Below are 18,139 nucleotides of genomic sequence, written 5' to 3' on the forward strand. Positions count from 1 at the left end.
GGCCTCACCCGATCATGGCGCGCGCGACGTCGAGAAGCGCCGCCTTCACATCGACGTCGTCGGTCAGCGGCTCGATCATGCCGGCCAGCACGGCGTCGGCGATCGGTGTACCAGCGGCAATCAGCGTCGCGCAATAGACGACCAGCCGGGTGGAGACGCCCTCCTCCAGATCGTGGCCCTTCAGCGCGCGCAGCCGGCCGGCCAGCCCGACCAGCGGCCGCACGCGCTCCGGCGACAGCCCGCTTTCGGTGGACACGACGGCGATTTCCTGCTCGGACGGCAGGAAGCCGAATTCGACGGCGACGAAGCGCTGCCGCGTCGAGGGCTTGAGCGCCTTCAGCAGCGTCTGATAGCCGGGATTGTAGGAGACCACGAGCATGAAGCTCTTCGGCGCCGCGAGCTCCTCGCCGGTGCGCTCCAGAGGCAGGATGCGGCGATCGTCAGTCAGGGGATGCAGCACCACCGTGACGTCCTTGCGCGCTTCCACGACCTCGTCGAGGTAGCAGATGCCGCCCTCGCGCACCGCGCGCGTCAGCGGACCGTCGGTCCATACCGTGTCGCCGCCCCGCAACAGATAGCGACCGGTGAGATCGGCGGCGGTGAGATCGTCGTGGCAGGCGACGGTGTGGAGCGGCAATCCGAGCCGCGCCGCCATATGCGCGACGAAGCGCGTCTTGCCGCAGCCGGTCGGCCCCTTCAGCAGGACCGGCAGCTGATGCCGCCAGGCGTGCTCAAACAGCGCGCATTCGTTGCCGCTTGCGACATAGGCCGGCAGCTCGGGCGCCGACGTCACCGTGTGAAGGGCAGCTTTCATGATGTTTCTCCGGACCTTCCAGGAAGCTGGCGGCCGCGGCGAACCGCGGCCGCCGATTGCATTCATTCAGCCGGCTGCAGCGCGCCGGGGATGACCGCCTGCTTGGCGCGACCGGGCACCAGCACGGCCCAGACGAACATCAGCGCGGAGATCGCGACGAATACGCCTGAGCCGAGCCGGACCCAGTAGAACATCGCGAGCTGGTCCTGCACGTCCATGTAGCTCTGGCCGAGCACGCGCTGGAGATGGACCTGGACCACGCCGGCGAAGGTCAGCGCGAAGGTCATCACCATCATGGCCGTGCACATGATCCAGAAGCTCGCCATGGAGAGCCACTGGTTGTAGGGCGCGCGTCCCCTGATCTGCGGGATCGCATAGGCCATGACGGAAAGATTGAGCATCACATAGGCGCCGAAAAAGGCGAGATGGCCGTGCGCCGCGGTGACCTGGGTGCCGTGGGTGTAGTAGTTCACCGAGGACAGCGTGTGCAGGAAGCCCCAGACGCCGGCGCCGAGAAAGGCCATCACCGAGCAGCCGACCGACCACAGCAGCGCAGCGCGGTTCGGATGCTTGCGGCCGGCCTTCCATGTCATCTGCACCGTGAAGATCACCATCGTGAAGAACGGTGCCACCTCGAGCGTGGAGAACAGCGAGCCGATCCACTGCCAGTAGCCGGGCGCGCCGATCCAGTAGAAGTGATGGCCCGTGCCGAGAATGCCGGAGAACAGCGCAAGGCCGATGATGACGTAGAGCCACTTCTCCACGACCTCGCGGTCGATGCCGTTGAGCTTGATCATGAGATAGGCCAGCACCGAGGCCATGATCAGCTCCCAGACGCCTTCGACCCAGAGATGGACGACGTACCACCAGTACATTTTGTCGAGCGCGAGGTTCGCCGGATTGTAGAAGGCGAACAGGAAGAAGATCGCAACGCCCCACAGGCCGAACAGCAGGATGTTCGTGATCGTGGTCTTGCGGCCCTTCAGTGCCGTCATCGTGACGTTGAACAGGAACATCAGGCAGACGACGACGATGCCGACCTTGATGATGAAGGGCTGCTCGAGGAACTCGCGGCCCTCATGGTAGTGGAAGAGATAGCCGACCACGGCCACCCCTGCGGCGCCGAAGAACATCCAGAACTGGATCTTTGCCAGCAGCGGGCTGTACAGCTCGGTCTCGGTCTCTTCGGGAAGCAGGAAATAGGTCGCGCCCATGAAGCCGATCAGCGACCACACGATCAGCGCGTTGGTGTGGATCATCCTGACGATGTTGAACGGCAGGAGCGTCGCCAGCGTGTTGGGCAGGACGTAGATGGTTCCGGCGACGAGGCCGAACAGGACCTGCGCGAGGAACAGGGTCAGCGCGCCGTAGAAATACAGCATCGCGACTTTCTGGGTTTGGTATTTCATCTCGGATTCTCTCTGTCTTGGAAGAGGGAAAGCAGCGTGCTCAGCCGGCCTTGTTCGGCGGCCATTCCTGGCGCTTGATCTTGCTGGTCCATTGCAGGAAGTCGGCGAGATCGTCGAGCTCCTGGTCGGTGAGGTCGAACTGTGGCATCTGCCGCCGGCCCGGCGCGCCCGAGGGCTGCGACTGCATCCAGGCCTTCAGTGTCTCGCGCGCAGCGGCCGGGTCCTCGTTGCCGCCCCAACGATCCCAGACGTTGCCAATTTCGGGGGCGAAATAGGCGCCCTCACCCAGCAGAGTGTGGCAGTTGATGCAGGAGTTCTTCTCCCAGACATGCTTGCCGCGGGCGACCGACGACGTCAGCGTCGTGGCGTCGGTCGACGTCGTGGCCATGTAGTAGTGGCTGTGTGCCGTCAGCCCTATGAAAATGGCGAAGAAGAAGGCCGAGCCGCCGTAGAAGACATTTCGAGCGGCCGACTTGGTCAGGCGTTCAGCCATTGCCAATCCTTTCCGGTTTGATTCCTGCGAAATCGCGATGGTGTGATTTATTGCCGCTCTGCCCGGCCCGTTCTTTGTCAGGGCGCAATGAGCGCATCAGATCAGGGCGACGATGGCCGAGGCGAGCCAGGCAAGCAGCAGGACGATCAGGATCCAGCTCACGACGAGGCCCCGCCAGAGTGCGGGCACGGCGCGTAGATCCATGAAGTCGAGCGCGATCCGGTGGCCCTTGAGTGCGGCGAAAGCGAGCAGCAGTGTGTTTCCGAACAGCGGCCGCGGCACCAGCGGCGGCAGCAGGATGGTCGCGAGCGCGAGGCCGATCAGCATGATCCAGGTCACGTCGATACGATCCGGCATCGTCATTTCACCAGATAGAGAATCGGAAACATGACGATCCAGACCAGATCGACCATGTGCCAGAAGGCCGTTGCCGTCTCGACGCCCGATATCCCGGCGCGGCCGCAGACCACGGCGAGGATGATAATGCCGAGCCCGACGTGCAGAAGATGAAAACCGGTCAGGAGGAAGTAGAGCGTGAAAAAGAGGCTGGTCTCGAGCCCAACCCCGCGCCCGATTTCCTCGGCGTACTCGGCGAGCTTGATCGAGATGAAGAGGCCGCCGAGCGCCATCGCGCCGAGAAGCCAATATCGTGTCGTTGACCGCTGTCTGTTCCGCGCCGCCCGGGTCGCCCGCGCCGCCGCCCAACCGCTCGTCACCAGCACGATGGTGTTGAGGCCGGCGAGATGCGAATCCAGCATGGCTTGCCCGGCCGCGAACTCCGCGGGGTGAATCGCGCGGGTGACAGAGAAGGCGCCGAGGAACAAGCCGAAGGCGACGAGCTCGCTGAAGATCAGCACCCAGATCATGGGATCGCCGGGGAGATCCTGCAGAATTCCCCAGCCTGTTTCCTGCTGTTCGCACGCGGCCGTCGACATCGTCTCTCCGGATCAGGGCACCGGAAAGGCTTAGCTGACCCGTCCAGTTCGGAGTTTGTCGGAGGACAAACTCGCGAATTGCCGGGCGTCTGTTTGCGCCGACGCAACGTCCGGCCGGCCGGATCGCGGTACGAACCGGCTCAGGGTTCCCCAGGGAGTGGCGAGTGACGATATGAGCGACGCACAAATCGGACTGATGACGGCGACTCCCATCATCATCGCCTTCGCCATCGCGCTCCGGCGAATGGGGGTGCTGTCGACGGTGGCAACCGTATCGGCGGTGAGCCTCTCCGTCGCGATCGCGACGGTCCTGTTCACGACACAGTAACGACATCGATGTTGGACCGCAGCCCGGATGGAGCGCGGCGTCGTCCACAGATCATTGAAATTGCGCCAAATAGCTTTTCTTGCTGCGAAACGAATTCAAACCATTGACTTCCACGGCGGGAACTCAAAACTCCAAATCCAGGAGCGCCTGACGCAGCCAAGAGCAAGCAAAGGCCAGCTTGTCAGGAGAGCAGTTGTCGGGAATTGTCTACATCGTCGATGAGGACGCCTCGTTTCGGACAGAGATCCAACGCCAACTGGAGAAGAGCGGATACCGCGTGGTCGCCTATGAATCGGCGGAGCGCGTATTGGAGCAGCGGCCCGACGAAAACGAACCCGGCTGCATTCTCCTCGATGTTCGGATGTCCGGCTTGAGCGGACCGGCGCTCCAAAGCCGCTTGCTGGAAGACGGCTCAGCTCTCCCGATCGTGTTTCTAGCCGACCATTTCGACGTCAGCACGATCGTCAAGGCCATCAAGGCTGGCGCCGAAGACTTCCTGGTCAAGAGTGTCCAGTCGGACCAGCTCCTTCCCGCAGTCGAGCGTGCCCTCGCGCGTCACTGGTCATCGCTCTTGGCCAATCGTGAATTCGACACTCTGCGAAGTCGGCTTGCAACCCTGACCCCGCGCGAACGACAGGTGTTTGTCCTTGTTGTTGGCGGCAAGCTCAGCAAGCAGGTGGCTTACGAGCTTGGAACGTCGGTACGGACGATCAAGGCGCACCGCAAGAAGGTGATGGAGAAAATGAGAGCTGGAAGTCTGGCTGAACTTGTATCGTTCGGCGAACGGCTGGGCGTCAGCACGCATGACGACTGATGTATCTGATGCAACGCTATGGCAAGCCCGAACCGGTTTCCCGCCGGAAAACCGTCGGTGCAACACCAACGAACCTCCGGAAGACCCGGTTCAATTGAGGCGTATCGCTAAACCCTACCGCAAGTGCCACGTCTCCGAGCGAAAGCCCGCGCGTCGACAGCAGCCTTTTCGCACGGCGAATCCTCTCGGACAGGACATATTGGTAGGGTGGAAGCCCAACCGCTTCCTTGAATGCCCTGATGAAGTGATAGGGGCTCAGCCCAGCCACGCCCGCCAAGTCGGATATCGAAATTTCGCTCGCGATCTGGGCATCGACAAACTCCTGAACCAGCCTGAGCTGACGTGCAGTCAGACCTCCCCGAACCCGGTTCGGACGCGATCGCCCCGTGTCGGCGGCGTGTCGCAGTTCCCACAAAAGCAAAAGCCCGAGTGTCTCCGCATAGGCATGGTCGTTTATGCCGGAGCCATCGACGACTCCTTGAAGCTTTCGGAGCGTCGCTTTGATATTGTCGTTCTCGAAATAGAGCGACGGAGGCATTTTCGAGATTCCATCGACATCCACAACTGAATTGGGCGGGGTGAGATGCACAGCAAAGACAGACGAGGTGCCGCCCTCGAAACGATTCCAGCCCTGCACCGAAGATCCGATCGGTGCGAAGGTCAGCCTGTCGCGAAGGTCAGTTCGTGTTGACCGGCTCCCTCCATCAATCGTCGTCTCTCCGTCGGAGCGAACAGAATCATGCAACGCCAGGAAAGCCGAATCTCCCCCGACGCGAAACTCCAGCTCCGTGCGCCAAAAGCGGTGGAGTTCGGCAGAGAACCAGGTCCACGACGTCCGTTTGGTCAAGGCGCGAGAGCGCGTCCCAGCGTGTCGCTGATGCCATTCGAGCTTACCGGGTGGCTCCAAGATCTTCCTCCAAGAGATATCGCTTGCTTCGGGCGACGCGAATGCGCGCGCCTATCGCAACCTTCCGGATAGCTTCGACGAGCTACCGCCGCTGGTTGTACACGTCGATGCACACTGCCCCCAGCAGCACCAGGCCCTTGATCACCTGCTGATAGTCGATGCCGATGCCGAGAATGGACATGCCGTTGTTCATCACGCCCATGATCATGGCGCCGACCACGGCGCCGCCGACGCGCCCGACGCCGCCATAGGCCGAGGCGCCGCCGATGAAGCAGGCCGCGATGACGTCGAGTTCGAAGCCGAGACCCGCTTTGGGCGTCGCGGTGTTGAGGCGCGCGGCGAAGACGAGGCCAGCGAGCGCGGCAAGCACGCCCATGTTGACGAATGTCAGGAACGTCAGTCGCTCGGTCTTGATGCCCGACAGGCTCGCCGCCTTGGCGTTGCCGCCGACCGCGTAGATCTGCCGCCCAATCACGGTGCGGCGGGTCACGAAGCCGTAAAGCGCGATCAGCGCAGTCATGATCACAAGCACATTGGGCAGGCCGCGATGCGAGGCGATCAGATAGGTGAAATAGAGCACGGCGCAGGCGAGCAAAATGCTCTTGCCGAGGAAGAACGCATAGGGCTCGACCTCGATGCCGTGCGACTGCTCGCGCGACCTTCCCTTGGCACTGGTATAGACGAGCCCGAGCGCCAGCACGGCGCCGATCAGCATGGATGTCGGATGCAGCGTGCCGGCCTCGGGCAGCAGTTCCGGAATGAAGCCGGAGGACAATTTCTGGAAGGTGGCCGGGAACGGCCCGAGCGACTGGCCCTGCAGCACCGCGAGCGCAAGACCCTTGAACACCAGCATCCCCGCCAAGGTGACGATGAAGGACGGGATCTTGAAATAGGCCACCCAATAGCCCTGCGCAGCGCCGATGGCGGCACCGACCAGAAGGCAGGCGATGAACGCAAGCGTGTAGTCGACCTTGTAGATCACCATCAGCACCGCGGCCACGGCGCCGATGAAGCCCGCGACCGAACCGACCGAGAGGTCGATATGGCCGGTGACGATGACCAGCAGCATGCCGAGCGCCATGATGACGATATAGCTGTTCTGCAGCACCAGGTTGGTGAGGTTGAGCGGCTGCAGCAGCGTGCCGCCAGTCACGACCTGGAAGAACAGCATGATCGCGATCAGCGACATCAGCATGCCGTAATTGCGCAGATTGTTCTTGATGAAGCTGCCGTGCCGGCGCTCCTCGGACAGCGACACCGTCTTGTCGGTCATGGCTGCGATCCTCCCATCTCCGCGGCCTCAGGCACGCCGCTTCCATTGCTTCGTTGGTTGCGCATGATGGCGCGCATGATCTTTTCCTGCGTCGCCTCGGGTCCCTTGAATTCCCCGACGAAGGCGCCATCGTTCATGACGCAGATGCGGTCGCAGATGCCGAGCAGCTCGGGCATCTCCGAGGAGATCACCACGACGCCGCGGCCGGCCTCCGCCAGCTCGTTGATGATACAGTAAATCTCGTATTTGGCACCGACGTCGATGCCCCTTGTCGGCTCGTCCAGGATCAGCACCTTAGGGTCGGTCATCAGCCATTTCGACAGCACCACCTTCTGCTGGTTGCCGCCGGAGAGCTGGCCGGTCTCCTGGTAGACGTCGGAGCAGCGGATGCGCATGCGGCTGCGGTAGTCGCTGGCGACCTTCAGCTCGGCGATGTCGTCGATCACCCTCCTGGGTGCGATCTGGTCGAGGCTGGCGAGCGTGATGTTCTTGCGGACGTCGTCAGCGAGGATCAGGCCGAGCTGCTTGCGGTCCTCGGTGACATAGGCGAGGCCGGCGTCGATCGCGGCTGCGACGCTCGGCAGCACCATCTCCCTGCCTTCGAGCCGGAGAGAGCCGCTGATCGTTGTGCCCCAGGAGCGGCCGAACAGGCTCATGGCGAATTCGGTGCGGCCGGCCCCCATCAGGCCCGCGATGCCCACGACCTCGCCTCGCCTGACGCTGAAATTGACGTTCTTGATCACCTGTCGTTCGGGATGGATGGGGTGATAGACCGACCAGTTCTCGACGTCGAGCACCGGTTCGCCGATCTTCGCGCTGCGCTCCGGGAAGCGGTGCGCGAGATCGCGGTTCACCATGCTGCTGATGATGCGATCCTCCTGGATCGGCTCGGCGTGACAGTCGATGCTGTCGACGGTACGGCCGTCGCGCAGCACCGTGATGTGGTCGGCGACCTTGGCAACCTCGTTCAGCTTGTGCGAGATCAGGATCGAGCCGATGCCCTGCTCACGGAATGTCATCAGGCGTTCGAGCAGCGCGGCGCTGTCGGCTTCGTTGAGGCTCGCCGTCGGCTCGTCCAGGATCAGCATGCGCACACGCTTGGACAGCGCTTTCGCAATTTCGACGAGCTGCTGCTTGCCAACGCCGAGATCCGTGATCAGCGTATCGGGGGACTCCTTCAGGCCGACCTGCGCCAGCAGCTCGCGCGTGCGCCGGTAGACCTCGTCGCGATCGATCACCCCGAGCTTCGACGGCGGATGCGACAGGAAGATGTTCTCCGCGATCGACATCAGCGGGATCAGCGCCAGCTCCTGGTGAATGATGATGATGCCGAGCGCCTCGGAATCGTTGATGTCGCGGAAGCGCCGCTCCTCGCCTTCGAAGATGATGGTGCCCTCGTAGCTGCCATGCGGATAGACCCCGCTCAGCACCTTCATCAGCGTCGACTTGCCGGCGCCGTTCTCGCCGACGAGGGCGTGGATCTGCCCGGCCTCGACCTGAAAGTTGACGTCGCGCAGCGCCTGCACACCGGCAAAGCTCTTGCTGACGTTGCGCATCTCCAGCATTGCGGTCATGGCATCATGTCCCTTGGTCGCTAACTTCACCTCGCCCCGCTTGCGGGGAGAGGTCGATCGCGTAGCGATCGGGTGAGGGCGAGTATCCGCGTGGGCAGCTATCACCGTCCTCGTGGAGAGCCCCCCTCACCCTAACCCTCTCCCCGCACGCGGGGAGAGGGAAGAGAAAGTTACTGGAACTGCGACTTCTTATAATAGCCGCTGTCGACCAGCACCTTCTCCCAATTGTCCTTGTAGACCACCACCGGCTTCAGCAGATAGGACGGGACGGTCTTGACGCCGTTCTCGTAGGTCTTGGTGTCGTTGACAGTGACCTCCTTGCCGGCGAGCGCGGCGTCGACCATGTCGGCTGTCACCTTGGCGAGGTCGCGAGTGTCCTTGAAGATGGTCGAATACTGGTCGCCGCGCAGCATGGCCTTGATCGATGGCACTTCGGCATCCTGACCCGAAATGATCGGCATCGGCTGGTCGGCGCTGCCATATCCGACGCCCCTTAGCGAAGAGATGATGCCGATCGAGATGCCGTCATAGGGCGACAGCACGGCATTTAGCTTCTTGTTGCCGTAGTAGGCGCTGAGCAGATTGTCCATGCGCGCCTGCGCGGTGGCACCGTCCCAGCGCAGGGTTGCAACCTTGTCCATGCCCATCTGGCCCGAGGCAACGACGAGCTTGCCGCTGTCGATGTAGGGCTTCAGCACGCTCATCGCGCCGTTGTAGAAGAAGTAGGCGTTGTTGTCGTCGGGCGAGCCGCCGAACAGCTCGATGTTGAAGGGACCCTTGCCTTCCTTCAGCCCGAGCCCCTGCTCGATCGACTGCGCCTGCAAGACGCCGACCTGGAAATTGTCGAAGGTCGCATAGTAGTCGACGTTGGGCGTGCCGCGGATCAGGCGGTCATAGGCGATCACCGTGATGCCTTTTGCCTTCGCCTGCTTGAGCACGTCGGACAGCGTGGTGCCGTCGATCGCCGCAATCACCAGCGCTTTCGCGCCCTTGGTCACCATGTTCTCGACCTGCGAGAGCTGGTTCGGAATGTCGTCCTCGGCATATTGCAGGTCGGTGTTGTAGCCGCGCTCCTTCAGCACCTTGACCATGTTGTTGCCGTCGTCGATCCAGCGCGCCGACGATTTGGTCGGCATGGCGATGCCGACTGTCGCCTTCTGGGCGGAGGCGGTCACGCCCGTGGCCATCGTGGCAGCGCCGGCCAGCGCCAGCGCGAGGAATGTCGTCTTCAGCTTCAGCATGTTTCACTCCCTTGGGTATCAGACTGTTTCTTCGTGCCGTCGAGAACGTGGTTGTGGAATGCCTCTGGTCTCCTATGCGAGCTTGACGTCGGGCTCCGCGCGTCCGCGCGCGGATACCTCCAACAAGAAAGTGCAACCGGCTTGCCGATCGGCGGCGCGCGCAGTCGAGTCCATGTCCTGCCAGGCCGAGGTGACGAGCAGGCGCGACAGATCCGGGCCGACAAAGGCGGGACAGCTCGCCTGCTTTGCCGGCACGATCAGTGAGCGCAGGCGCTCGCCTTGCGGCGAATAAACATCGATCCGGCCCGCGCCCCAGCAGGCATTCCAGATCTTTCCGTCGGCATCGCACACCGAGCCATCAAGGCCGCCGATGCCGCTGTGGCGCAACAGCACCTCCGGCTCGCCGCGCGGTAAGCCGGTCGCGGGATTGAGCGGCACCGCGTAGAGCACGGCGCGCGGGGTGTCGGTGAAATAGCCGGTGGCGCCATCCGGCGAGAAGCAGATCGAATTGGGAATGCTGATGCCGGAAAACAGCGTCGAGATCTTGCCGCGATGGAACGCATAGATCGCGCCCGCGCCTGCTTCCGCCTGGCGTCCCATGGTGCCGATCCAGAACGTGCCGGATTGATGCACCCGCGCGTCGTTGGAGCGGGTCGCGGGATTGTCGGCTTCGAGCGGACAGAGCAGCGTCATCGCGCCATCGGCGAGCTTGCGGATGTAGAGACCGTCCTCGGCGACGATCAATTGGCGCTCCGCATCGATGCGTCCGAGCGCGCTCGCCATCCGGCCGAGCGCGTGGACGCGGATGCTGCCGCTGTCGAGCTGCGCCTCGAACAGCAGTCCTTCGCGGATATCGAACCACCAGGCAGTGTCGGTGGTCGCGTCATAGGTCGGCCCTTCGCCCAGATGGCAGGGATGGCCCGAGAGCACAGTCGTGGGCACCTGTTCCATCATGGTGACCTCACTGACAAGCGATAGACCGTATGATGGCGATAGACTTCGCCGGGGTCGAGGCGCGGGCTCGGAAAATCCGGCCGGTTCGGCGCGTCCGGCCAGATGTGAGGCTCCAGGCACATGGCGTCCGATTGACGAATGAGCTTACCGCCCTTTCCCAAGATCGTGCCATCGAGATAATTGCCGGAATAGACCTGGAGCCCGGGCTGGTCGGTGAACAGCTCCATGATGCGGCCTGAGCGCTGCGCCTCCAGCCGGGCAGCTAACGCGAGCTTGCCGTCGCGGGCGAGGCAGTAGGTGTGGTCGTAGCCCCTGCCGTTCTGCAATTGCTGATCGCTCTCGCGGATCCGCTCGCCGACCGGCCGCGGCTCACGGAAGTCGAACGGCGTGTCGGCAACGCGGCGCGGCGGCTCCGACAGCGGAATGGCGGTGGGATCGATCGCCAGGAAATGGTCTGCGGCGACCGTCAGCTTGTGGTCGAGAATGGAAGTAGCCGACGTCGCGCCCTCGAGGTTGAAGAAGCTGTGGTTGGTCAGGTTGACGATGGTCGGCCGGTCCGTCCGCGCCTCCATGATGAGCGAGAGTTCGGCCGGCCCCGTGATGCGATAGGTCAAGCGCACGTCGAGTCGGCCGGGATAGTTCTCTTCGCCATGCGGGCTGACACAGGAAAGCGTCACCGCGGGTTCAGCGCCCTCGTCCAGGTCCGCAAGCTCCCAGAGCTTGCGGTCGAATCCGTCGAGGCCGCCGTGCAGCGCATTGGGGCCGTTGTTGACGGCAAGCTGCACCGTGTTGCCGTCGAGCGAAAACTGGCCCTTGGCAATGCGATTGGCGTAGCGGCCGACGGTTGCGCCGAAGAACTTTCGTTCGGCCAGATAGCCGGCGAATGTGTCATGGCCGAGCACCACGTCGTCGTGGCCGCCCCGCGCATCCGGGGCGATCAACGCTTGAAGCACGGCGCCATGAGTGATGATCCGCGCCTCGAAGCCGCCCTGCCCGCGCAGCACAATGCGTTCGACATTGCGGCCGTCCGGCAGCGTCCCAAAATCGTCTCTAGTGATTTTTGATGCGGCCATGTTCAATCCACAAACGGCTCCACGATCGTGCGCTTGCCCAGCAGGAAGGCGTCGGCGACGAGACGCAGTGGCGTCAGATCCATGTCGCTTGCGCCGGTCGCCGCGAGTTCGACGAAGCGCCGGTAGAGGCCGCGATATTCCTCATCGGGCGCCTCGGCAAGCACCTTGCCGTCGACAGACATGCGCGCGCCGCCGCTGGACAGAGTCATCCGGCCCCGATCCGTTTCGACGATAATATCCCAGCTCTGCGGCCCGGTCTGGCGGAAATCGAACTCGGCGGTCACAGGCAGGCCGCTGATATCAGTCAGTGTCAGGTTCGCTGCGATCGGTGCCTGGCAATTGGCCGGGAAGGCCAGCTCGGCCGCGGTGACGAACACGGGCTTCGGCAGAATCCTGGTGAGGATCGACAGCGCATTGATGCCGGGATCGAACACGCCGAGGCCGCCGGGCTCCCAGATCCAGGCCTGGCCGGGATGCCAGACGCGGACGTCTTCCTTCCAGCTGATGTGCACGGAGGCGATGCGGCGCTCGGCGAGCCATTGCCGCGCCGGCTCGACCGCCGGCGCATGGCGCGAATGCCAGGTCGCAAACAGCGTGCGCTTCGCCTCCGCCGCCATTGCGATCAACGGATCGAGCTCGGCAACGCCGGTGCCGGGCGGCTTCTCCAGCATGACATGCTTGCCGGCGGCAAGGGCTGCCGCTGCCTGGGCCCGGCGCACCTGTGGCGGCGTACAGAGCGACACCGCATCGATCGGCGGCCCCTGCTCCAGCAGTTCCTCGATGGTGGCAAAATGCGGCAATTCCGGCAGCGAAGCGTTGCGGCTGGCGACGGCCGCCAGTGTCGCGCCCGGCACCGCGGCGATCGCGCCGACATGCTGGTCGCGCGCGATCTTGCCGAACCCGACGATGGCGATGCGAAGGTCTGTCACGCTCGTTCTCCAGTATCCGCTGACGGCAGCGCCTCGGCCGGCGCGGTCTCGATCGCGGCACCCTCATGGCGATGCATTCCATTGTGAATGACGAAGACCATCGCTTCGGCGGCAGCATCGGCATCGCCGACCGCGATGGCATCGACGATCTTCTGGTGCCACAACAGCACAGTGTCGCGATCCTCCGGCTCGACCGGGGCGCTGAGCAGGAACGATGCGCGCAGCGCGGCCTCGATGACGTGCCCGATCGAGCGCATGAACAAATTGCCCGAGGCACGCGCCACGGCCACGTGAAGCGCGAGATCGGCATCGGCAAAGCCCGCCGAGTCGGACGCCTCACGCCGCATGCGCTCCATGCTGCGCCGGAGCTCGGCAAGGTCTTCCTCCGACCGCTGCGTCGCCGCGAGCATGGCCGCACGCGGCTCGACCGCAAGTCGGATCTCGGCGAGATCGTTGAGGAAGCGCTTGTCGATGCCGGCGTCGAGGTGCCAGGCCAGCACATCGGCGTCGAACATGTTCCAGGCGCCGCGCTCGCGCACGACGGTCCCGACCCGCGCCTTGGTGGTGAGCAGGCCCTTGGCGACCAGCGTCTTCACGCTCTCCCGCAGCACCGGCCGCGACACGCCGAACATCGCGATCATCTCGGCATCGCCCGGCAGACGTGTGCCTTCCGCATAACGGCCGGCGATGATGTCGACGCCGATCGAACGTGCCACCTCCGCATGGTTGGAGTGGGCCCGCCGCGTCGGGATGACGAGGATGCGAGAGGTCATGACGCCGCTCCTGCGCTCTTGACCACCGGCCTGCGCGCCAGCGCGACCAGCCCCTGCTGCAAGGCGATGAAGGCGAACAGTAGCACGCCGGTCGCGATCTTGGTCCACCAGCTCGACAATGTGCCGTCGAAATTGATGTAGGTCTGGATCAGGCCCTGGATCAGCACGCCGAGGAAGGTGCCGATCACCGAGCCTTGGCCGCCAGTCAGCAGCGTGCCGCCGATCACGACGGCGGCGATGGTGTCGAGCTCGACACCGACGGCGGAGAGCGAATAGCCGGCGCTGGTGTAGAAGGAGAAGACGATGCCGGCGATCCCCGCGAGCAGGCTCGACAGCATGTAGATCTTGATCGTCATCTTGCCGACGGCAACGCCCATCAGGCTTGCGGTGGTTCGGTTGCCGCCGAGCGCATAGACGTTGGCGCCGAACCGGGTGAGACGCAGAAGCAAGGCGCCGCCGATCACGATCGCGAGCATGACGATCGCGATCGCGGTCAGTCGCCCCCCGCCGGGCATCCGCAGCGCGAAGTCCGACACGGTGGAATAGACCGGGGCGGTGATCGGCACCGATTCGGTCGAGAGCAGGAAGCTCGCACCGCGCGCCAGGAACATGCCGGCAAGCGTCACGATGAACGGTGGCAAATCGAAGACATGGATCACCGCGCCCATCGCCGCACCGAAGGCCGCCGAGAGCACGAGAATGGCGACGAAGGCGACCAGCGGCGGCATGCCCCAGCGCTCGATCGCGAGCGCGACGAACACGGTGGTGAAGCCGATCACCGATCCGACCGAAAGATCTATGCCGCCGGAGATGATCACAAATGTCATGCCGGTCGCGACGATGCCGAGGAAGGCGTTGTCGGTGAGGAGGTTTCCTACCACGCGCGTCGAAGCAATATTGGGAAACTGCATCGCGCAGAGCGCGAAGCCCGCAACGAGCACGATGGCCGTGATGAGGACGGGCGGCAGGCCTTTCATGCCTTGGTCCTCCGCAGCCGCATGGCAATTCCGGCGAGCCCCGACAGCTTCGGCGATTGCAGCAGCAGCACCGCGAGCACCACCACGGCCTTGACCAGCAGGTTGAACTCCGGCGGATAGCCCGACAGCAAGATGCCGGTGTTCATGGTCTGGATGATGAGCGCCCCCAACACGGCGAGCACGAGGCTGAAACGGCCGCCGAACAGCGAGGTGCCACCGATCACGACCGCGAGGATGGCGTCGAGCTCGAGCCAGAGGCCGGCATTGTTGGCATCGGCACCCATGATGTCGGCCGCCGCGATCACGCCGGCGAGCGCGGCGCAGACGCTGCACCAGACGTAGACCGAAAGGATCATGGCGCGGGTGCCGACGCCGGCGAGCTCGCTCGCCCGCGCATTGCCACCGGTTGCCTCGATCAGCAGCCCGAGCGCCGAGCCGCGCACCACTGCGGCGGTGAGGATCAGCATGCCCAGGGCGATCACGACCGGAACCGGCAGGCCGAGTACCGAGCCATTGCCGAGCCAGACCAGGTCCGGTGAGGAAAAGGTGACGATGCGCCCCTCGGTGATCAGCTGGGCGATGCCGCGTCCCGCCACCATCAGGATCAGCGTGGCCACGATCGGCTGCATGCCGAGCACGGCGACGAGGAAGCCGTTCCACAAGCCGCAGACGAGTCCGGCGCCAAGCGCGGCCGCCAGCACGATCGGCAGCCCGTGGCTGTCGGCGAGGCCGGCCGCGATGGCGCCCGAAATCGCCATGACGGCGCCGACTGAGAGATCGATACCGCGCGTCGCGATCACCAGCACCATGCCGAGCGTGAGCAGTGCCACGGGCGTGCCGCGATTGAGCACGTCGATCAGGCTGCCGAACAGCCGCCCGTCCTGCAGGCGCAGGTCGAAGAACTGAGGCGATACGATGCGATCGACCGCCAGGATGACGATCAACGCCAGGACCTGGGCAAGGCCGCGGCGCGGCAACAGTGCGGTCATGCCCGGCCCTCATGCGCAGTCGCGGCGCCATCGGCGGCGATCGCCGCGAGAATGTGGCCGACGTCGATCGCCTCTCCAGCGAGCTCCTCGACATGGGCGCGGTCGCGCAGCACCACGACTCGATCCGAATAGGTCACGATCTCGTCGAGCTCGGAGGAGATCACCAACAGCGCCAGGCCCTCGTCGCACAGTTCGCGGATCAGTCGGATGATTTCGGCATGCGCGCCGACGTCGATGCCGCGGGTCGGCTCGTCCAGCACGAGGAGCCGCGGCGAGGTCGCGAGCCAGCGCGCCAGCAACACCTTCTGCTGATTGCCGCCGGAAAGCAGTCCAACGGGACGTTCCGGATCAGGCGGGCGGATGTCGAGCATCTTGACGTAGCGGCGCGCGATCTCGTCCTGCTCGCGGCGCGACAGCGGGCGATAGAGGCCGCGCTTGGCCTGGAGCGCGAGCACGATGTTCTCGCGCACGCTGAGCTCGGCAATAATGCCGTCGGTCTTGCGTTCCTCCGGGCAATAGCCAAAACCGTGGCGCACACCGTCGCGCGGCGACTGCAGCCGCACCGGGACGCCCTCTACCTTGGCCTGCCCGAGATCGGCGCGTTCGGCGCCGAACACCAGCCGCGCCGTCTCGGTGCGGCCCGAACCGAGCAGTCCAGCAAGTCCCACGACCTCGCCATGGCGCAGCTCGAGATTGAACGGCGCGACGTAACCGGCCTTGCCGTAACCTTCGAAGCTCGCGCAGATCTCGCGCGCCTTGTGCTCGGTGACAGAAGCCCGCGCGCTGGTGGTCTCTGCAAGCTCGCGACCGAGCATCATGCGGATCAGGTCGAGGCGCGGCAGCGAGACTGTCTCACGCTCGCCGACCAGACGGCCGTTGCGCAGCACCGTGATGCGGTCGGAGATCTCGTAGACCTGATCGAGGAAGTGGCTGACGAAGACGATGCCGATGCCGCGCTGCGCGAGCTGGCGCATGATGCCGAAGAGAATCTCGACCTCATGGCGGTCCAGGCTGGCAGTCGGCTCGTCCAGGATCAGCACGCGTGCGGAGAGATCGACGGCGCGCGCGATCGCGGTGACGTGCTGGATTGCCACCGAATAGTTGCCGAGCGGCGCGGCGACATCGATATCGAGACCGAAATCCGCGAGCAGTGCCTTGGCGCGGCGGCGCATCTCGCCTTCGCGCACGATGCCGAAGCGCATCGGCTGGCGGTCGAGGAACAGGTTCTGCGCCACCGACAGGTTCGGCAGCAGGTTGACCTCCTGGTAGACGGTGGCGATGCCGGCGCCAAGCGCCGCCTTGGCCGAGCGCGGCGCGACCTCTTCACCACTGATCCTGACGATGCCGGCATCGCGCGGGAATACGCCGGTGATCACCTTGATCAGTGTGGACTTGCCGGCGCCGTTCTCGCCGAGCAGGGCATGGATCTCGCCGGCGCGCAGCGTGAAGTCGACCTCCTGCAGTGCACGCACGGCGCCGAAACTCTTGCTGATCCCGCGCACCTCAAGGAGCGGCGGAGCAGGATCGGGGCTGTTTTCCATCGCAACGTCACTCCCACCGGCGTCCGCTCATGATGCGGATGCCCAGCCTATTCGTTCGCGCAGCGGTTTCGAGGGGGACCGCCAGGCCGCAAGAAGCGGCCCGGCGAGGCGTGCCCGCCTCAGTAACCGAGGCCCTTCTTGCTGTCGTAGATCTTCTGCGGATCGTCCGCCGCGGTATAGAGCTTGGACTCGGTCTGGATCCATTTCGGCGGAACCGTGCCCTTCTCCTTGAACGCCGCGATGGCATCGAGCGCGGGGCCGGCCATGTTCGGCGTCAGCTCGACCGTGGCATTCGCCTCGCCCGCGGCCATCGCCTTGAAGATGTCGGGCACGGCGTCGATCGAGACCGTGAGAATGTCCTTGCCGGGCTTGAGGCCGGCTTCCTTCATGGCCTGGATCGCGCCGACCATCATGTCGTCGTTGTGGGCGTAGACCGCGCAGATCGACTTGCCGCCGCCTTCGGCCTTGATGAAGCTCTCCATCACCTCCTTGCCCTTGGCGCGGGTGAAGTCACCGGTCTGGCTGCGCAGCACCTTCAGGTTCGCATGCTTGGCGATCGCGGTATCAAAGCCCTTCTTGCGGTTGGCTGCGACGCTGGCGCCGACCGTGCCCTGCAATTCAACGATGTTGCAGGCCTTCGTCCCCACCGTCTTGGCGAGCCAGTCGCCCGCGACGGCGCCCTCATGCACGCTGTCGGAGGTGACGGCGGTGAGATAGAGGTCCTTGCCGGAAGGATCGATGTCGCGGTCGAGCAGCACCACCGGGATCTTGGCTTCCTTGGCTTCCTTCAGCACCGAATCCCAGCCGGTCGAGACGACAGGCGCAAGGAAGATGGCATCGACGTTCTGCGCGATGAAGGAGCGGATCGCCTTGATCTGGTTCTCCTGCTTCTGCTGCGCGTCGGCGATCTTGAGATTGACTTTGCGCTTAGCGGCTTCCTGCTTGGAGACCGAAGTCTCGGCCGCGCGCCAGCCGGATTCCGATCCGATCTGCGAGAAGCCGATGGTGAGCTGGGCAGCGCTGGCTGGCAGCGCGAGCAACAAGGCGGCCGCGGCGCTGGCCGCAAGGAGGACTTTAGGGGTCATCAGGCGTGTCTCCCAAGATGTTATCTGAGG

General features: G+C 64.3%; 19 protein-coding genes. 2 read left to right on the plus strand and 17 right to left on the minus strand.

Annotated elements, in window-relative coordinates; translation table 11 throughout:
* Positions 1 to 4 precede the first annotated feature (4 nt).
* From H1B27_RS04415 to H1B27_RS04435, 5 genes are all read right to left on the minus strand, one after another.
* Entirely contained in the window at positions 5 to 814 is an 810-nt protein-coding gene (locus H1B27_RS04415) for a CbbQ/NirQ/NorQ/GpvN family protein (protein ID WP_197965139.1), read from the minus strand.
* 62 nt (positions 815 to 876) lie between these two features.
* Positions 877 to 2,223, minus strand: coding sequence for a cbb3-type cytochrome c oxidase subunit I (locus H1B27_RS04420; protein ID WP_197965140.1), 1,347 nt, complete (start codon positions 2,221 to 2,223; stop codon positions 877 to 879).
* Between the two features lie 40 nt (positions 2,224 to 2,263).
* A complete protein-coding gene (locus H1B27_RS04425; protein WP_197965141.1) occupies positions 2,264 to 2,716 on the minus strand; it encodes a c-type cytochrome in 453 nt (150 codons plus the stop codon).
* Positions 2,717 to 2,812: 96 nt separating this feature from the next.
* On the minus strand, positions 2,813 to 3,073 hold the full coding sequence (locus tag H1B27_RS04430; protein ID WP_197965142.1) for a cytochrome C oxidase subunit IV family protein: 261 nt from the start codon (positions 3,071 to 3,073) through the stop codon (positions 2,813 to 2,815).
* Between the two features lie 2 nt (positions 3,074 to 3,075).
* Complete coding sequence (locus H1B27_RS04435) at positions 3,076 to 3,651, minus strand: cytochrome c oxidase subunit 3 family protein (RefSeq protein WP_197965143.1); 576 nt, start codon at positions 3,649 to 3,651, stop codon at positions 3,076 to 3,078.
* Between the two features lie 172 nt (positions 3,652 to 3,823).
* Between H1B27_RS04435 and H1B27_RS04440 the strand changes: the two genes are divergently transcribed.
* Both H1B27_RS04440 and H1B27_RS04445 read left to right on the plus strand, forming a co-directional pair.
* A complete protein-coding gene (locus H1B27_RS04440; RefSeq protein WP_085965373.1) occupies positions 3,824 to 3,979 on the plus strand; it encodes a hypothetical protein in 156 nt (51 codons plus the stop codon).
* A gap of 193 nt (positions 3,980 to 4,172) precedes the next feature.
* Positions 4,173 to 4,793: a response regulator transcription factor gene (locus tag H1B27_RS04445; RefSeq protein WP_061883257.1), complete on the plus strand. Its 621-nt coding sequence runs from the start codon at positions 4,173 to 4,175 to the stop codon at positions 4,791 to 4,793.
* Between the two features lie 16 nt (positions 4,794 to 4,809).
* On the opposite strand, the gene H1B27_RS04450 is transcribed toward H1B27_RS04445, so the two are convergent.
* From H1B27_RS04450 to ytfQ, 12 genes are all read right to left on the minus strand, one after another.
* Positions 4,810 to 5,640: a helix-turn-helix domain-containing protein gene (locus H1B27_RS04450; protein ID WP_246515176.1), complete on the minus strand. Its 831-nt coding sequence runs from the start codon at positions 5,638 to 5,640 to the stop codon at positions 4,810 to 4,812.
* Between the two features lie 142 nt (positions 5,641 to 5,782).
* The gene (gene mmsB, locus H1B27_RS04455; protein ID WP_197965145.1) at positions 5,783 to 6,973 is read right to left on the minus strand and encodes a multiple monosaccharide ABC transporter permease; all 1,191 of its coding nucleotides are present in this window, start codon (positions 6,971 to 6,973) and stop codon (positions 5,783 to 5,785) included.
* Positions 6,970 to 8,547, minus strand: coding sequence for a multiple monosaccharide ABC transporter ATP-binding protein (gene mmsA / locus H1B27_RS04460; protein ID WP_197965146.1), 1,578 nt, complete (start codon positions 8,545 to 8,547; stop codon positions 6,970 to 6,972). The genes mmsB and mmsA overlap by 4 nt, the downstream gene beginning before the upstream one ends.
* Before the next feature lie 170 nt (positions 8,548 to 8,717).
* On the minus strand, positions 8,718 to 9,788 hold the full coding sequence (chvE, locus tag H1B27_RS04465) for a multiple monosaccharide ABC transporter substrate-binding protein (protein WP_197965147.1): 1,071 nt from the start codon (positions 9,786 to 9,788) through the stop codon (positions 8,718 to 8,720).
* Positions 9,789 to 9,860: 72 nt separating this feature from the next.
* Positions 9,861 to 10,739, minus strand: a complete 879-nt coding sequence (locus H1B27_RS04470; RefSeq protein WP_197965277.1) for an SMP-30/gluconolactonase/LRE family protein — start codon at positions 10,737 to 10,739, stop codon at positions 9,861 to 9,863.
* Positions 10,739 to 11,815 carry an aldose epimerase family protein gene (locus H1B27_RS04475; RefSeq protein ID WP_197965148.1) on the minus strand — a complete coding sequence of 359 codons (1,077 nt, stop codon included), beginning with the start codon at positions 11,813 to 11,815 and terminating at the stop codon, positions 10,739 to 10,741. Before H1B27_RS04475 ends, H1B27_RS04470 begins: the two co-directional genes overlap by 1 nt.
* A gap of 2 nt (positions 11,816 to 11,817) precedes the next feature.
* Positions 11,818 to 12,744, minus strand: a complete 927-nt coding sequence (locus tag H1B27_RS04480) for a Gfo/Idh/MocA family protein (RefSeq protein WP_197965149.1) — start codon at positions 12,742 to 12,744, stop codon at positions 11,818 to 11,820.
* Complete coding sequence (locus H1B27_RS04485) at positions 12,741 to 13,517, minus strand: FadR/GntR family transcriptional regulator (protein ID WP_197965150.1); 777 nt, start codon at positions 13,515 to 13,517, stop codon at positions 12,741 to 12,743. Before H1B27_RS04485 ends, H1B27_RS04480 begins: the two co-directional genes overlap by 4 nt.
* Positions 13,514 to 14,494, minus strand: coding sequence for a galactofuranose ABC transporter, permease protein YjfF (gene yjfF, locus H1B27_RS04490; protein ID WP_197965151.1), 981 nt, complete (start codon positions 14,492 to 14,494; stop codon positions 13,514 to 13,516). The genes H1B27_RS04485 and yjfF overlap by 4 nt, the downstream gene beginning before the upstream one ends.
* Positions 14,491 to 15,483, minus strand: a complete 993-nt coding sequence (locus H1B27_RS04495) for an ABC transporter permease (protein ID WP_197965152.1) — start codon at positions 15,481 to 15,483, stop codon at positions 14,491 to 14,493. Before H1B27_RS04495 ends, yjfF begins: the two co-directional genes overlap by 4 nt.
* Positions 15,480 to 17,024: a sugar ABC transporter ATP-binding protein gene (locus H1B27_RS04500; RefSeq protein ID WP_197965153.1), complete on the minus strand. Its 1,545-nt coding sequence runs from the start codon at positions 17,022 to 17,024 to the stop codon at positions 15,480 to 15,482. Before H1B27_RS04500 ends, H1B27_RS04495 begins: the two co-directional genes overlap by 4 nt.
* Positions 17,025 to 17,143: 119 nt before the next feature.
* Positions 17,144 to 18,109 carry a galactofuranose ABC transporter, galactofuranose-binding protein YtfQ gene (gene ytfQ, locus H1B27_RS04505; RefSeq protein WP_197965154.1) on the minus strand — a complete coding sequence of 322 codons (966 nt, stop codon included), beginning with the start codon at positions 18,107 to 18,109 and terminating at the stop codon, positions 17,144 to 17,146.
* Between the last annotated feature and the right edge of the window lie 30 nt (positions 18,110 to 18,139).

Origin of the sequence: Bradyrhizobium diversitatis, assembly GCF_016031635.1 — a bacterium.
Lineage (GTDB): Bacteria > Pseudomonadota > Alphaproteobacteria > Rhizobiales > Xanthobacteraceae > Bradyrhizobium > Bradyrhizobium diversitatis.